The 15,996-nt window shown below is 69.3% G+C and carries 12 protein-coding genes and 1 pseudogene; 6 read left to right on the top strand and 7 right to left on the bottom strand.

Annotated elements, in window-relative coordinates; all coding sequences use genetic code 11:
• The 3 genes and pseudogenes from ACFFNX_RS22000 to ACFFNX_RS21990 form a co-directional block, all read right to left on the bottom strand.
• Positions 1–566: pseudogene (locus ACFFNX_RS22000) on the bottom strand (response regulator receiver protein); the annotation flags it as partial.
• Complete coding sequence (locus tag ACFFNX_RS21995) at positions 563–2,923, bottom strand: serine/threonine-protein kinase (protein ID WP_378205271.1); 2,361 nt, start codon at positions 2,921–2,923, stop codon at positions 563–565. The gene ACFFNX_RS21995 and the pseudogene ACFFNX_RS22000, both read right to left, overlap by 4 nt.
• Positions 2,924–2,993: 70 nt before the next feature.
• Complete coding sequence (locus ACFFNX_RS21990) at positions 2,994–3,512, bottom strand: DUF4282 domain-containing protein (protein WP_378205268.1); 519 nt, start codon at positions 3,510–3,512, stop codon at positions 2,994–2,996.
• Positions 3,513–4,049: 537 nt separating this feature from the next.
• On the opposite strand from ACFFNX_RS21990, the gene ACFFNX_RS21985 reads away from it, so the two are divergent.
• On the top strand, positions 4,050–6,188 hold the full coding sequence (locus ACFFNX_RS21985) for a hypothetical protein (protein ID WP_378205265.1): 2,139 nt from the start codon (positions 4,050–4,052) through the stop codon (positions 6,186–6,188).
• Positions 6,189–6,328: 140 nt separating this feature from the next.
• The gene (locus tag ACFFNX_RS21980) at positions 6,329–6,796 is read left to right on the top strand and encodes a hypothetical protein (RefSeq protein WP_378205263.1); all 468 of its coding nucleotides are present in this window, start codon (positions 6,329–6,331) and stop codon (positions 6,794–6,796) included.
• Between the two features lie 150 nt (positions 6,797–6,946).
• Here the strand turns inward: ACFFNX_RS21980 and ACFFNX_RS21975 are convergent, their stop codons facing one another.
• From ACFFNX_RS21975 to sdhC, 3 genes are read right to left on the bottom strand one after another with little or no spacing between them, the layout of a single operon-like run.
• Positions 6,947–7,723, bottom strand: a complete 777-nt coding sequence (locus ACFFNX_RS21975) for a succinate dehydrogenase/fumarate reductase iron-sulfur subunit (RefSeq protein ID WP_378205260.1) — start codon at positions 7,721–7,723, stop codon at positions 6,947–6,949.
• Between the two features lies 1 nt (position 7,724).
• On the bottom strand, positions 7,725–9,602 hold the full coding sequence (locus tag ACFFNX_RS21970) for a fumarate reductase/succinate dehydrogenase flavoprotein subunit (protein ID WP_378205257.1): 1,878 nt from the start codon (positions 9,600–9,602) through the stop codon (positions 7,725–7,727).
• A 13-nt stretch (positions 9,603–9,615) separates the two neighbouring features.
• A complete protein-coding gene (sdhC, locus tag ACFFNX_RS21965; RefSeq protein WP_378205254.1) occupies positions 9,616–10,446 on the bottom strand; it encodes a succinate dehydrogenase subunit SdhC in 831 nt (276 codons plus the stop codon).
• Between the two features lie 342 nt (positions 10,447–10,788).
• On the opposite strand from sdhC, the gene ACFFNX_RS21960 reads away from it, so the two are divergent.
• Positions 10,789–11,340: a hypothetical protein gene (locus tag ACFFNX_RS21960; RefSeq protein WP_378205251.1), complete on the top strand. Its 552-nt coding sequence runs from the start codon at positions 10,789–10,791 to the stop codon at positions 11,338–11,340.
• On the opposite strand, the gene ACFFNX_RS21955 is transcribed toward ACFFNX_RS21960, so the two are convergent.
• Positions 11,327–12,268, bottom strand: coding sequence for a LysR family transcriptional regulator (locus ACFFNX_RS21955; protein WP_378205248.1), 942 nt, complete (start codon positions 12,266–12,268; stop codon positions 11,327–11,329). The genes ACFFNX_RS21960 and ACFFNX_RS21955 overlap by 14 nt on opposite strands.
• Before the next feature lie 79 nt (positions 12,269–12,347).
• On the opposite strand from ACFFNX_RS21955, the gene ACFFNX_RS21950 reads away from it, so the two are divergent.
• From ACFFNX_RS21950 to ACFFNX_RS21940, 3 genes are all read left to right on the top strand, one after another.
• Positions 12,348–13,085: a succinate dehydrogenase cytochrome b subunit gene (locus ACFFNX_RS21950; protein WP_378205245.1), complete on the top strand. Its 738-nt coding sequence runs from the start codon at positions 12,348–12,350 to the stop codon at positions 13,083–13,085.
• Positions 13,086–13,149: 64 nt separating this feature from the next.
• A complete protein-coding gene (locus ACFFNX_RS21945; protein ID WP_378205242.1) occupies positions 13,150–15,084 on the top strand; it encodes a fumarate reductase/succinate dehydrogenase flavoprotein subunit in 1,935 nt (644 codons plus the stop codon).
• Positions 15,085–15,155: 71 nt separating this feature from the next.
• On the top strand, positions 15,156–15,902 hold the full coding sequence (locus tag ACFFNX_RS21940) for a succinate dehydrogenase/fumarate reductase iron-sulfur subunit (RefSeq protein ID WP_378205239.1): 747 nt from the start codon (positions 15,156–15,158) through the stop codon (positions 15,900–15,902).
• Positions 15,903–15,996 lie beyond the last annotated feature (94 nt).

Genomic DNA, 15,996 nt, shown 5'->3' with positions numbered 1-15,996 from the left:
TATCCCTGCTCGGCGGCCTCGGTGACGCGGCGCCGATCGTCCTCGGTCGTGTCGGGCAGGAGCCGGGCGAGGACCCGGGTCAGGGTCGTGGCGAGCGCGGTGACGGCGGGCGGCGGCGACGCGGCCGGTGCCGTGGCCTTCAGCGTCTCGGTGGCGGGGGCGAAGATACGGCCGGTCGCGGCGGAGGCGATGACGGTGGCGAGCTCCTCCTCGGCCTTGGTCAGGGCGGCGTCGGCCTCGGCGCACCAGCCGACCAGTTCACCGACGGTCTTGTCGGCGGGCTCGAAGGGGAGCGGCAACGCGATCTGGGCGTCGTGCTCCTTGGCCGACGAGGCGAGAGCGGCGATCCGCGCGTTGCGGTCGAGAACCTCGCCGACCGCCTGCTCGTGGTGCCGGATCTCCTGGAGCCGGCGGGCCCGGATCTCGGCGCGCTCCTCGGCCAGCCCGGCGAGCAGACCTGTGCCGGCGGCGGCCAGCCCGGCCGCGCCACCGAGCACACGAATCAGGCCGAGGCTGGCGATGACCGCCGCGTCCAGTGCGATGTCGGCTTCGACGCCGCTGCTCACAGTCGCCCTCCCACGGCCTGCTCCTTCGTACGCTCGCGCTCCTGCCGCCACCGCTGCGCCCGTATCCCGGTCATCACCACGTGCGCGATCGCCGCCACCACCATGACCGCCAGCCACAGCAGCCAGGCGATGGAGATCAGCATGGCCACCACGACCAGGAAGACGACCAGCGGCACCACCGCGACGGCCAGCAGCACGCCGCACCCGGCCGGGCCACGGCGCCGCGTGGCCCCCGACAGCGTGCGGGAGGCGCCCGACACGCCTCGCTTGACCCCGCCGAGCCCCTTGGCCAGCCAGGACCACGGCCCGAGCGGCAGATAGTCCGCCGCCTGGCGCGACGCGAGGAGGACCTCGCAGGCGACGCCGACGAGCCAGGTGCCGACGGCGGCGACCACGAGCAGCGTGGTCGGAGTGCCGACCGCGCCGACACCGCCGTAGCTGTCGTTCTGCGCGACGTGGCGGAGCTGAGCCAGGAGCCAGCCGCCGCCCGCCCACACGACCAGCAGGGGCAGCGTCCACAGGACGGCGCGTACCATCGCGGCCGGCCGGCCGGCGAGGCGCCGGCGCTCGCGTTCGTTCCAGTGGCGGAGACCCTCGGCGCTCCGGCGCTCCGCCTCCTGCCGCCGACGGGCCGCACCCTCGATCTCCAGCACGGCGTCGGGCGCGGCGCGTACGACGGCGAAGAGCCGCAGCGGATCGTCACCGGCCTGCTCGGAGAGCCAGCCGAACCACGGAACCGGTTCGCGGACCTCCTCACGCGCCCGTACGGCGGCCGAGCGCAGCGCGTCCTCGGTCTCGGCGGGCCGACCGGCGAGTGCGAGCAGCGTCGCGAGCACCACGGGCGGCTCGTCCAGCCCGCGGGCGCCCGCGTCGGGGAGACGGCTCCCGGTACGCGGCAGCTGGGACCGCAGCCAGGCGGCGAGGCGGTTCCACTCGGCGGCGAGCCCGTGCCAGCGGTCGTTGATCGCGGAGAGCCCGTCGCCTCCGGCGAACGCGGCGAACTCCGGCAGCAGGTGCAGCTCCCACAGCTCCCTTACGACGCGCGCCGCGATGGCCCGGTCGGGGTGGCGCGGGTCGTCGACCACGCCGGCGAGCGCGGGCAGGTCCTCGGGCAGGACGCGGAGCCCGAGATAGTACGGCTCGAGCGTCGGGTCGAGCCAGCGCACCAGGTGCAGGAGCTTGACGTTGGGCGGGCGGTCGCCGGTCAGCGACTGGTCGATCAGACGGATCCGGCCCTCGGAGTCGTCGTCGAAGCCGTTCAGCCACTCGCGCAGCGCCTGCCATGCCTCGCTCGGCCCGACCGGGGTGAACATCGTGCCGAAGAAGTAGGGGGCGGCGTTCTCCCAGTCGGCGATGAGCGCGCGGGCGAACTGCGCGCGGTCGGTGTAGGTCTGCCCGCCGAACGCCAGCGCGCCCCGCGCGGCGCCGGTCTCGAGCGGGGAGACGCGCGGCGGCTCGGGCTCGGCGACGGCGGGGCTCTCTCCGGCGAGCCAGCGCTCGACCTCCTGCCCGGTCCAGCGCCGGCGGGGATCACGGGTGAGCAGGCCACGGCAGAGCAACCGCATCCGCGTGTCGGCGATGTCGTCACAGTCGACGGTGCGCGTGGCGAGATGGTCGACGACGGCGGTCTCGCTCATGCCGGCGAACGGGGTGCGGCCGGTGAGCAGTTCGCGCACGATGATGCCGAGCGACCACCAGTCGCGGGCAGGGGAGACCTGACCGGACAAGGACTCCGGCGCGGCGTACGCCAGCGTCCGCGACGACGAGGCGAACACCACGCTCTGCTCGATCACCCGGCTCAGCCCGAAGTCGGTGATGGCGAGGCGCATCGGGGTGGTGCCGCGGACCAGGACGTTCTCCGGCTTGAGGTCGCGGTGCACGATGCCCGCCCGGTGCAGGCGGTCGAGCCCGGCGGCGAGCTGCGCGACCACCTCGGCGACCAGCGCGGGTGGCAGCCGCGCCCCGACGGCCCGTAGGTTGCCGGCGGCGATGTACTCGATGACCTCGTAGTCACGGCCTTCCGCGTGCCCCGTCTCCAGGATGCGCACGACGTGCGGGGAGTCGAGGGTGGGCAGCTTCTGCCAGACCTCGCGGTCGGCGGTGAAACCGCGGCGGAACAGCTTGACGACGAGCTCGGTGCCCGCGGGGTCGCGTACGTGCAGGAGGTCGGACTCGGCGCCCTGTGCGGGCAGCTCGCCGATCAGCGTGAGCCGGCCGGACAGCTCGGCCGGGAGTCGCACGAGGGAGGGCGGCGCGGACGGCTCACCGTCACGACGGGTGGTGTCCGGCCGGTCGGTGTCGCGACGCGTCCCGAACTCGTCGCGCCGTGTGCCGGACGGCCGCTCGATGTCCGCCACTACCCGTCCCTCGCCACGTCCGCCGTTGCCTGTGTGAGCCTAACGCGCCCGCGCGCGCCCATGACAGGGATCAGCGAAGCCCCTCCCGATCCCGCATCGCCTTGAGGTGCTCCGTGATCTTGAACTGGTTGATCACGAACTCCATGAAGACACGGACCACGACGAGGTCGAACACCCAGATCAACGGGGCGGCGATGATCGTCATCACGGCGAGCGTGGCGTTCCAGGCGAAGAATGACAATCCATACCACAGCACGACTAGAGCGAACATGGTGATCAGAACCGTCATCAGGGTGTAGATCGTCCGCGCCAGTCTGACTGTGAGCATGTGATCGAAGTTGACGTCGAAGAGCGTCCCGAAGAAGCCCTTGCCGCCACGGCGAGGTGGTGCGTAGCCCGGCTGCTGGGGAGGCATGCCGGGGCCGGGCGGGGGGCCCTGCCAGGGGCCGCCCGGCTGCGGCGGCGGACCCGGGTAGGCGTGCGGGTCGGTCTGGTATGGCGGGGGCGGCCCGCCCGGGTATGACGGCTGGGGCTCGCCCTGTCGCGGTGGCGGGGGACGGTGCCCGGGATCGTCGTGGGGGTTTGACATCGCGGTCTCCTCGGCTTCCACCGTCAAAGGCTAGACCGCCGGGCGCCTCAGTTCACATGACCATGCCGTTCCGGTCGGGGGACGGCGCCGGGCCGTCTCCATCGGTGCACGCAGTGGTCGCATCGACGTACTGCTTGAGTAATTGGTCTTTTATGTCGTCGCTTCCGTTCGATAAGGATGAACACGAACCACCCCGTTGATAAGACCGGATATCAGGTAGGGCTGACACCCTCTCGACATCATGACAACATCGCTGTTGTTCTTGTTGTCATCCGGGGGAGGCGACATGGCAGACGGTGATCTTGAGGAATTGACGCGGAGCTTACGAGCCGCCCTGGCGCGCATTCAGCGGCTTTCGGATGATTATTGGCATGCCCTGGATCCCACCTGTGGCGCCATGGACGCGGACGCGTGGATGGGCCCGGCCGGGCGCCGATTCGGCTCCTCCGTGCGTTCTGACCGCGCGGAGCTGCGGGGGCAGCTCTCCCAGGCCGTTCGGAGCGCACAGGCGAAACTCGCCGCGGTGCCGAAGATCTCATGAGCGGCCGTTCCGCGTCGTTCGTCGGCGTCCGCCAGCCCGCCTTCGACGCCATGGTGAGCGGCCACGTGCGGGCGGCCGCCCAGATCGATCGGCTCGCCCAGGCACTGTGGGCCGAGCTGAACAGCGCGCAGCTCGACACGTCCCCGGCCATCCGTATCCGCGAGGTGGCCGGTCGCCTGCGTGAGCAGGCGACCGACCTTCAGCGCCGGCAGCGCCTGGTGCACGAGATGGAGAGGATCGGCTTCGCGTTCTCCGTCTCCGGCGGGACGATGTGGGAGCTTCCCGACCGGCTGGACGCTCTTCGGTCCAGGATCGACGGCGCCGAGGCGGCCGACCTCGCGAAGCAGGCCGCAGGCGGCGATCGGAAGGCCCTCGGCGGACTGGCGAGGTTCGCCTCCGAGGCGAACAACCCCGACTTCGCCAGGTCTCTGCTCGAACGCCTGGGCGCCGACGGGGTGATCACCCTCCCCGCCGCTCTCGCACAACGACTGCGGACGGCCATGGACGCTCGTGGTCCGGACCTGGGAGACGAGGAAGCGGGCGTCCAGGGCGCGCTGAAGATGCTCGGCAGGGCACTCGCGACAGGGACGAATCCGGCGAGCGGCGGCTACGTCGGCGATTCGTACTTGAACCGGCTCAAGGACCAAGGGCGCGCCGATCATCGTTTCCCGAAAGGCGGGCCGGACGACACGTACAACGGCTATCAGTCCCTCGCGACCGTTCTCTCCATGAGCGACGGACGCCCGCCCTTTTCGGCGCGGTTCATGCAGATCGTGGGAAGAGACATGATCGCCTACGACCGGGAACACCGCCCAGGGCACCCTTTCCCGAGAACGCCGCCTCCCGTCACTTTCCCGTACGTGCCCGGGCTGCCCCATCGTCGACCGGAAGACGGATCGGCGCCCATGCCCGACCTGACGGGTCTCCTGCACCTGGGATGGGCGCTCACCCCGGAGGGGGACAGGCCCACGGCGCAGCCGCCCTCCCAGGGACGCACGGACTTCCTGAACGGTCTGCTGCACGCCGCCGGTTTCACCAAGGCCGGATCACAGGCGCTCCTGAACCACACACCGGCCGGTCAGAAGAACTCCGACCTCGAATACCTCCTGCACGAACGCCGCCCTCTGTGGGCCTACACCGACCACGGCACCAGCCTCGGCCAGACCATGAGCGCCGCGACGTCCGGCCACGACGCCGTGTCGCAGCAGCTCCTCAAGGAGACGAGCGAACTGCTCGGCCGCGACACCCGCCGCTACTTCACCTACGACAAGGACCACCGGCTGAAGTTCAACGACGTCGACGGTCACGCCGACGACCTGTCCGGCCTCCGCCCCAGCCTGGGAGCCATCATGTGCTCCCACCTCAAGGACCTGGAAGACAGCCTTTTCGCCGACATCAGTGGCAGTGAGCCACCGAAGAGCCTGCCCTCCGCGCGAGACGTCGATGCGCTCCTGGTCGAGGCCGGTCAGTCCGACGATGGGTTCATGTCCCTGGTGGAGAGTGCGATCGGCCGCTCCCGCGCCCTGCTCGACAAGCGTCCCGCAGGCAGCACCGGCGTCGACAACGTGCTGATCGCGCAGGGTGGTTTCCTGGGCCACCTCCTCGCGCTGCGTCGGGAGGCGCTCCTCGCCCACGGCGTGAAGGTCGACACGGCGAATGCTCAGATCAAAGATCTGATCGACAAGGGAATCGGGCTCGTTCCGATCCCGTACGCCAAGCTCTTCAGCGGCGTGCCCGCAGGCCTCTACAGCGAATTCGCCGACCGGCAGTACGGCAAGGTCGGTGCGTGGCTGTTCCAACACATGCAGCAGGCCGATGGGTCAGCGGCACAGGACACTAAGGCCGCCACCGACGAGCAGGCGGTACGCACGCTGCTTCGCCAGATGTCACTGTCCGTCGCGATCGACCGTTTCAACGCTTCTGGAGGCACGGCGCCGGGCGAGCCGTTCGCCGATGAAAAGGGAAAGATACTCCCGCCCAGTAAGTGGGACGATCGTGCGCGGTCCCACTTCATCGACTGGTCCCAGGATAAGAACTTCGAGGCTCCGCGGATGAGCCAGTCGATCGAGACGGTGATCCAAAACAGTCATGACGACGCGATCAGCAGTTTCAACGGTGCGAGTGAGACGCCGTGAGGCGCGGCGGACGGGCGATGATTCTCGCGTTGGGTGTCTCGCTCATCAGCGCCTGTGCGTCCGATCACCACGAGCGACGGCCTTCCGCGCCGCATTCCACGATGACGTCGCCACCCGGCCGTCCCGCGTCCTCTGATCCGGTGACCGACGCGGCTCCGTACTGGTGCGACCTCGTCTCACGGCGTGCGCTGAGCCGGGTCACCGGCGTCTCGGGGCGCCTGTATGAAGTACGGAACGTCGGGACCGGCGAGGAGATTTCGATGTGCGCGGTGAAGGATGAGCAGAGATACGGTCCGCTGGCCGTGCAGTGGAGTGTGACAGGCGGCGGGAGCGAGATCGCGAAATGGACGAAGGACGTCGCAGCAGATCACCCCACGCGACTGCCCGCCACGCTCGGCACCGGCTTCACGGTCTACTCCCCGAGCGCCCGGCTTCCGTACTTCACCGCTGCGACGTTCGCGTGCGGGGCGCGGGACGCGTGGATCGAGATCTTTGTTCGCGGCGTGTCCTCCGGCCGGGACGCGACTGCGGATCTGGCCGGGCTCATGCGGGTCGCGGAGCGGCGGTTCGGGGTTTTGCATCACTGCGCGCCGGTCGGGAGTGGCTGATCACATCGACAGTGCCGGGTGTAGGAACGCGGCCGGGTGCATGGAGCGGGCTCGCCGCCTGCCCCGACCCGGGCGGCGGGCTCCGCGGCCGGTCGTCCCCTGGAAACGCGAACGCCCGGCCGCGGAGGCCGGGCGTTCGCGATGGGATGTCTACGCCTTCGGGGTTTCCTTCTCCTTGTCCCGCTTGACGATGCCGATCTTGGAACCGAGCCAGACCAGCGGGTCGTAGCGGCGGCCGACCACGCGCTCCTTCATCGGGATCAGTGCGTTGTCGGTGATCTTGATGTGTTCCGGGCAGACCTCGGTGCAGCACTTGGTGATGTTGCAAAAGCCCAGGCCGAACTCCTCCTGGGCGATCTGCCGCCGGTCGGCCACGTCCGCCGGGTGCATCTCCAGCTCGGCCACCCGCATGAGGAAGCGCGGGCCGGCGAAGTGCTCCTTGTTCTCCTCGTGGTCACGGATGACGTGGCAGGTGTTGTTGCACAGGAAGCACTCGATGCACTTGCGGAACTCCTGCGAGCGCTCGACGTCGACCTGCTGCATGCGGAACTCGCCCGGCTCGACGTCGCCGCCGTCGAAGGAGGGGACCTCGCGCGCCTTCTGGTAGTTGTACGACACGTCGGTCACCAGGTCGCGGATGACCGGGAAGGTGCGCATCGGCGTGACGGTGACCGTCTCGTCCTCTTCGAACGTCGACATCCGCGTCATGCACATCAGCCGCGGGCGGCCGTTGACCTCCGCCGAACACGAGCCGCACTTGCCCGCCTTACAGTTCCAGCGGACCGCCAGGTCGGGGGCCTCGGTGGCCTGCAGGCGGTGGATGACGTCGAGGACGACCTCGCCCTCGTTGACCTCGACCGTGTAGTCCTTGAGCTCACCCTCGCCGGCGTCGCCGCGCCAGACCCGGAACTTCGCCTTGTAGCCCATCTCAGTTCTCCTCAGCGGGGAGCTCGTCCTCGGTCAGGTACTTCTTCAGCTCGTCGCGGTCGAAGAGCCCGATGAGGTCCTCCCGCATCGGCTCCATGTCCTGGCGCTTGAGCTCGACGGTGCCATCACTCGACCTGCACACGAGGTTCAGCTTGCGCCACTCGGCCGACATCTGCGGGTAGTCGTCGCGGGTGTGGCCGCCGCGGCTCTCCTGACGCTCCAGCGCCGCCCTCGCGACGCACTCGGACACGAGGACCATGTTGCGCAGGTCGAGGGCCAGGTGCCAGCCCGGGTGGTAGCCGCGGCCGCCCTCGACGGAGACGGACCCGACCCGCTCGCGCAGCTTGCCGAGGGCCTCGATCGCCTGCTCCAGCTCTCCCTCGCGGCGGATGATGCCGACGAGGTCGTTCATCGTCTGCTGCAGTTCCTGGTGCACCGCGTAGGGGTTCTCACCGCCCTCGCGCTCGTACGGCGCGAGTGCCTCGGCCATCGCCGCCTCGACCTCGGACTCCGGAACCGTGACGGTGACCTCCGAGGCGTACTCCGCGGCGCCGAGGCCGGCCCGCCGCCCGAAGACGAGCAGGTCGGACAGGGAGTTGCCGCCGAGGCGGTTGGAGCCGTGCATGCCGCCGGAGACCTCACCGGCCGCGAACAGGCCGGGCACGAGCGCCGCGCCGGTGTCCGGGTCGACCTCCACGCCGCCCATGACGTAGTGGCAGGTCGGGCCGACCTCCATCGGCTCGGCCGTGATGTCGACGTCGGCCAGCTCCTTGAACTGGTGGTGCATCGACGGCAGGCGCTTGATGATCTGCTCGGGCTTGAGGCGGGAGGCGATGTCGAGGAACACGCCGCCGTGCGGTGAGCCGCGGCCGGCCTTGACCTCGGAGTTGATCGCGCGGGCGACCTCGTCACGCGGCAGCAGTTCGGGTGGGCGCCGGTTGTTCTCGGGGTCCTCGTACCAGCGGTCGCCCTCTTCTTCGGTGGTCGCGTACTGGGCCTTGAAGACGTCCGGGATGTACTCGAACATGAACCGCTTGCCCTCGGAGTTGCGCAGCACACCGCCGTCACCGCGGACGGACTCGGTGACGAGGATGCCCTTGACCGACGGCGGCCAGACCATGCCGGTCGGGTGGAACTGCACGAACTCCATGTTGATCAGCGACGCGCCGGCGAGCAGCGCGAGCGCGTGCCCGTCGCCGGTGTACTCCCAGGAGTTGGAGGTCACCTTGAACGACTTGCCGATGCCGCCCGTGGCCAGCACGACGGCGGGCGCCTCGAAGACCACGAACTTGCCGGTCTCGCGGATGTAGCCGAAGGCGCCGCAGATCTTGCCCTCGTCGTCCTTCAGCAGCCGGGTGATCGTCGTCTCGGCGAACACCTGGATCTTGGCGTCGTAGTCGCCGAGCTCCTTGTGGTCGTCCTGCTGGAGCGAGACGATCTTCTGCTGGCAGGTGCGGATCAGCTCCAGGCCGGTACGGTCGCCGACGTGCGCCAGGCGCGGGTACTCATGGCCGCCGAAGTTGCGCTGGCTGATCTTGCCTTCCTTGGTGCGGTCGAACAGCGCGCCCCAGGCCTCCAGCTCCCAGACGCGGTCCGGCGCCTCCTTGGCGTGCAGCTCGGCCATGCGCCAGTTGTTGAGGAACTTGCCGCCGCGCATCGTGTCGCGGAAGTGGACCTGCCAGTTGTCGTTCGGGTTGGCGTTGCCCATGGCCGCGGCGGCACCGCCCTCGGCCATGACCGTGTGCGCCTTGCCGAACAGCGACTTGGAGATGATCGCGGTCTTCTTGCCCTGCAGCCGGGCCTCGATCGCGGCGCGCAGGCCGGCGCCACCGGCGCCGATGACCACGACGTCGAACTGCAGCCTTTCGATTTCAGTCACTTGTGGCCGGTCCTTAGTTGAAGATCCGCAGGTCGGAGAAGCTCCCGTGCGCGACGAGCGCGACGTACGCGTCGGTCACCGCGAGGGAGACGAGCGTGATGAGCGCGAACTGCCCGTGGCGGGTGTTGAGCCTGCTGATCTGGGTCCAGAGCCAGTAGCGGATCGGAGCCTTGGAGAAGTTCTTCAGCCGCCCGCCCATGACGTGGCGGCACGAGTGGCAGGAGAGCGTGTAACCCCACAGCAGGATGACGTTGGCCCACAGGATGACCGTGCCGAGCCCGATGCCGAAGCCGCCGTCCGCGCCGTGGAACGCCTTGATCGCGTCCCAGGTGTTCACGATGGAGATCAGGCCGGCGACCACCCAGAAGTAGCGGTGCGCGTTCTGCAGGATGAGCGGGAAGCGCCTCTCACCGGTGTAGCCGCCGGGCGTCCTGCGCACCGGGCTCTTGTCCGGGACGGCGCAGGCCTGCGGCGTGAGCCAGAACGCCCGGTAGTAGGCCTTCCGATAGTAGTAGCAGGTCAGCCGGAACCCCAGCAGGAACGGCAGCGAGATCAGCGCGTACGGGATGAAGAACGGCAGATGCTCGGGTACGAACCGGCCGAGGTCCGCCGCCTCGGCGGGGCACGCCTTGCTGACGCACGGGGAGTAGAAGGGCGTCAGGTAGTGGTACTTGTCCACCCAGAAGCTGCTGCCCATCATCGAGCGCACGGTCGCGTAGACGACCCAGGCCAGGAAGAAGACGAACGTCGCCAGCGGACTGAGCCAGTAACGATCCTTGCGTAGGGTGCGCGCCGGGATCTGAGCCCGATCCTTGGACGGCGCTTCCACCGTTGTCTGCGTCATGCGGGATTCTCCATCGAAGGCACACCACCTGGGGAGGCTGCCTGTACTCGAGCCTCTCCTCTGTTCAGGGGCGCTCATACGTTATTAGGGAGTTGTCACGAGCACGATACGAGGCGCGGTCGTCACATGTGAAACTCCCCACTTACTCACCAGTAGGGTGTGCCCGTTTTACGGTCTACTGACCATGGATCTACGTATGAGAATTATCGCGCTACTTGTGATGATTTCATGGCGACTGTCCGTTTGAGAAGGCGTCGAGGCGGGCAAGTATCGGATTTTCCCATCAGCCCCTGCGGCCTCACTAACATGCGACGTACGAGACATCTGTGACGGGAGTTGTCGATGCGGGGCCGGAGCCATTTCGGGCCGGGGGCATACGTCGTCCGTTACGCCTGGTGGGGGCCGCTCGTACCGGCCGTCTTCGGCGCGGCGATCATCGCCGGGTTCGTGCTCGGCGTGACCTCACGACCACCGCGGCTGCACTGGCGGCCCGGCTCTCACCTGGACCCCTGGGGCTGGACGATGTACGGCGCCCAGTGGCTGATGCCGCTCGTCGGCGCCGGGCTGCTGGTGTTCGCCGCGGTCGGCCTGCGCCGGGTGGCGCGCGGGGCGGTGGCGTTCGCGGTCGCGGAGAAGGGCGTCTACTGGTGCCCGTCGGGCAGGCCTGCGCAGGGCGAGTGGTTCGAGTGGGACGAGGTCACCGCGATCGAGTTCCACTCCGCCGACGGCGGGTCCGCCGGCCGGGGCGCCGTCGCGCTGCGCGGCTACGCCCCCGAGCGCGACGACCGCCCGCGCCTGGTCTCCACCCGCCTCGGCGGCTGGCGCATCGCCCCCCGGCGGCTGGGCAGGGCGCTGCGGGAGTTCGCCCCCGACGTGGAGGTCATCTCCCGCTGACCCTGGCGATCCGCGAGACGCCCGGCGGCAATTCGCCGCGGCTCTCGATCTCGGCGAGGAAGCTCAGCAGGGTCTCGTGGAACGCCTGTGCGGCGTGGGTCGGGTGCACGTCCTTGCGGTGCGCGAGCGCGATCGTGCGCTCCAGTCCCGGCGGCGCCAGCGGCGTGCCGACCAGTCCCGCCCGGCCCGACAGGACCATCGACGGCACGAGCGCCCGGCCGAGCCCGGCCTCGACGAAGCGCAGCACCCCGTCCATCTCGCCGCCCTCGACGGCGAACGTCGGCTCGAACCCGGCCTGCCGGCACGCCGTCTGGGTCGCCTCCCGCAGGTCGTAACCGCTGCGGAACATCACGAGCGGCTGGCCGCGCAGGTCCTCGATCCGTACGTACGGCCGCTTGGGCGGGTCCGAGCGCGGCGACACCACGACCAGGTCCTCCCGCAGGATGGGCGCGGTCTCCAGCGAGGGGTCGGTGCTCTGCAGCGGCAGGATGATCAGCGCCAGGTCGAGGTGCCCGCGCGCCAGGTCCCGTACGAGGTCGCGGGAGCCGCCCTCCTCCACGCGAAGCTCGATGCCCGGATAGCGGACGCGAAAGCGCGCCAGGGCGTCGGCGAGCAGCCCGGCGAACAGCGACGGGGTCGCGCCCAGCCGCACCCGGCCCCGGCGCAGGCCGGTCAGGTCCTGGATCTCACGGCGGGCCGTCTCGACGTCGGCGAGGATGCGGCGGGCGAGCGGCAGGAGCGCCTCGCCGGCGGGTGTCAATGTGATGTTGCCCCGCGCCCGGCTGAACAGCGGCGCGCCCAGCTCCGCCTCCAGCGTCTTGATCTGCTTGGACAGGGACGGCTGCGCGACCCGGAGGGTTTCCGCGGCCCGTGTGAAATGCCTCACCTCCGCGACGGCGACGAAGTACGAGAGTTGCTGTAGCTGCACATGTCATAGCCTACGGCTATCGAAACGAGCGTCATCATGTCTTGGACGCCTCTTTTGAACCGGACATACGGTCCGCAATGTGTCATCCAGAGCGAGCACGGTGACCGCACCTCCGCAGGCGGCCTCCTCACAGGCGCTTCCGCGGAGGCTGTACGGGTCCTCCGTCGGCAAGAAGGTCGTCATGGCGGTGACCGGGGCGATCCTCGTCCTGTACCTGATCGCCCACATGATCGGCAATCTCAAGATCTTCCTCGGCCGTACCGAGTTCGACCACTACGCGCACTGGCTGCGCACGATGGGCGAGCCCGCGCTTCCGCACCGGGTCGTCCTGACCATCATCGAGGTCGTGCTCACCGTCGCGGTGATCCTCCACATGTGGTCGGCGGTCTCGCTCGCCCGGCGCGCACGGCGGGCCCGCCCGGTGCGCTACGCGGCCCGGCCCACCACGCAGGAGCACCGGTACGCCACGCACGTCATGCGCTACGGCGGGATCGTCATCCTGCTGTTCGTCATCTGGCACCTGCTGGACCTGACGTTCGGCGCGGTCAACCCCAAGGGGGGCGGCGCCGAGCCGTACGACAAGGTCGTCGCCGACTTCGCCCCCTCCCACTGGTACATCACGCTCTTCTACGTCGTGGCCGTGATCCTGGTCGGGCTCCACCTCCGGCACGGCCTGTGGAGCGCGTTCCAGACGCTCGGCTGGGGCCGGCAGAACCGCTACCGCGGCCTGCGCCTGCTCGCCGACACCGTCGCGGCGGTGCTCGTGCTCGGCTTCGTGTCCGTGCCGGTCTTCGTCACCATCGGGGTGGTCTCATGAGCGAACGAAGTGAGCGAATCGACAACACGGCGCCCGTGATCACTCTCCCGACGAAGGAGGGCTCATGAATCTGTTCACCGAGGGCGAGCCGATCCGGGACACCAGGGCGCCGGAGGGGCCGATCGAGGAGCGCTGGGACAAGCGCCGCTTCGGCGGCAAGCTGGTCAACCCGGCGAACCGGCGGAAGCTGTCGGTCATCGTGGTCGGCACCGGCCTGGCCGGCGGCTCGGCCGCCGCGACGCTCGGCGAACTCGGCTACCAGGTCAAGTCGTTCTGCTACCAGGACAGCCCGCGCCGCGCGCACAGCATCGCCGCGCAGGGCGGCATCAACGCCGCGAAGAACTACCGCAACGACGGCGACAGCATCCAGCGGCTCTTCTACGACACCGTCAAGGGCGGCGACTACCGGTCACGCGAGTCGAACGTCTACCGGCTCGCCCAGGTGAGCGTGGAGATCATCGACCAGTGCGTGGCGCAGGGCGTGCCGTTCGCCCGTGAGTACGGCGGCCTGCTCGACACGCGCTCCTTCGGCGGCGTCCAGGTCTCCCGTACGTTCTACGCGCGCGGCCAGACCGGCCAGCAGCTGCTGCTCGGCGCGTACCAGGCGCTCGAACGCCAGGTCGCGGCCGGCACCGTGGAGATGTTCACCCGGCACGAGATGCTGGAGCTGATCATCGTGGACGGCGCCGCGCGCGGCATCGTCGCCCGCGACATGGTCACCGGCGAGATCGAGACGCACACCGCCGACGCCGTCGTGCTGGCCTCCGGCGGGTACGGCAACGTGTTCTTCCTGTCCACGAACGCCAAGGGCTGCAACGTCACGGCCACCTGGCGGGCGCACCGCAAGGGCGCGCTGTTCGCCAACCCGTGCTACACCCAGATCCACCCGACGTGCATCCCGCAGAGCGGCGACCACCAGTCGAAGCTGACGCTGATGTCGGAGTCGCTGCGCAACGACGGCCGCGTCTGGGTGCCGAAGAAGGCCGCCGACAAGGGCGTCGATCCTCGTGAGATCCCCGAGGACGAGCGCGACTACTACCTCGAGCGGATCTACCCGTCCTTCGGCAACCTGGTGCCGCGCGACATCGCCTCCCGCGCCGCCAAGAACGTCTGTGACGAGGGTCGCGGCGTCGGCCCGGGCGGGCTCGGCGTCTACCTCGACTTCGCCGACGCGATCCAGCGGCTCGGCCGCAAGGCGGTCGCGGACAAGTACGGCAACCTGTTCGAGATGTACGAGCGCATCACCGGCGAGGACCCCTTCGAGGTGCCGATGCGCATCTACCCGGCGGTGCACTACACGATGGGCGGCCTGTGGGTCGACTACGACCTGCAGTCCACGGTCCCGGGCCTGTTCGTGGTCGGCGAGGCGAACTTCTCCGACCACGGAGCCAACCGGCTCGGCGCGTCCGCGCTGATGCAGGGGCTGGCCGACGGCTACTTCGTGCTGCCGAACACCATCAGCGACTACCTCGCCAAGGGGCCCTTCCCGAAGGTCGGCGACGACCACGAGGCCGTCGTCGAGGCGCGGGAGTCCGTCACCGGCCGCATCGAGCGGCTGCTGTCCATCGACGGCGACCGTACGCCGGACTCCTTCCACCGCGAACTCGGCGCGCTCATGTGGGAGTACTGCGGCATGGAGCGCACCGACGAGGGCCTGCGCAAGGCCATCGACCGGATCCGTGAGCTGCGCGAGGAGTTCTGGACCCGCGTCAAGGTGCCGGGGGAGAACGAGGAGCTCAACCAGGCGCTGGAGAAGGCCGGGCGGATCGCGGACTTCTTCGAGCTGGCCGAGCTGATGTGCGTCGACGCCCTGCATCGCGCGGAGTCCTGCGGCGGTCACTTCCGCGCCGAGTCCCAGACGCCCGACGGCGAGGCCCTGCGCGACGACGAGCACTTCGCCTACGTCGCCGCCTGGGAGTACACCGGCGAGGCCCCGGTCCTCCACAAGGAGAACCTGGAGTACGAGAACGTGAAGATGGTCCAGAGGTCCTACAAGTGAGCGAACCCGACCAAGTGAGCGAACCCGACGCAGTGAGTGGAGTGAGCGAGGAGGGTGGGCGACCCGTGGGCATGAAGCTGACACTGAGGATCTGGCGGCAGAAGAACGCCGGTGACAAGGGCCGGATGGTCGCCTACGAGCTGGACGACGTCTCGCCGGACATGTCGTTCCTCGAGATGCTCGACGTGCTCAACGAGAAGCTGATCCTCGAGGGCGAGGAACCGGTCGCGTTCGACCACGACTGCCGCGAGGGCATCTGCGGCATGTGCTCGCTCGTCATCGACGGCACCCCGCACGGCCCGCAGCAGGCCACCACGACCTGCCAGCTCCACATGCGGCACTTCAAGGACGGCGACGTCATCACGATCGAGCCGTGGCGCGCGGCGGCGTTCCCGGTCATCAAGGACCTGGTCGTGGACCGCTCGTCGTTCGACCGCATCATCCAGGCCGGCGGGTACATCAGCGCCCCGACCGGGTCGGCGCCGGAGGCCGCGGCCATCGCGGTGCCACAGGCCGACGCGCACGACGCCTTCGACGCCGCGACCTGCATCGGCTGCGGCGCCTGCGTCGCCGCCTGCCCGAACGCGTCGGCGATGCTGTTCACCGCCGCGAAGATCACCCACCTCGGCGTGCTGCCGCAGGGCCAGCCCGAGCGGTACGGCCGGGTCACCGCGATGGTCGCCCAGATGGACGCCGAGGGCTTCGGCGGCTGCACGAACACCGGAGAGTGCACCGCGGTCTGCCCCAAGGGCATCCCGTTCGAGACCATCTCCCGCCTCAACGCCGACCTGCTGAGGGCCACGAGGAAGGCGTCCTAGAGCCTGTCTCGGTTGGGCCGTGGGTTTTCCACAGCCGTGGGTGTGGTCTTTCTTTGGTGTGTGGGGTGGCTTGACAATGGAAGTGGGGTCGGCG

This window comes from Actinoallomurus acaciae (assembly GCF_042429965.1).
Lineage (GTDB): Bacteria > Actinomycetota > Actinomycetes > Streptosporangiales > Streptosporangiaceae > Actinoallomurus > Actinoallomurus acaciae.
Note: the sequence above shows the minus strand (reverse complement) of the source record. Positions and strands in the feature narration are given on the sequence as shown.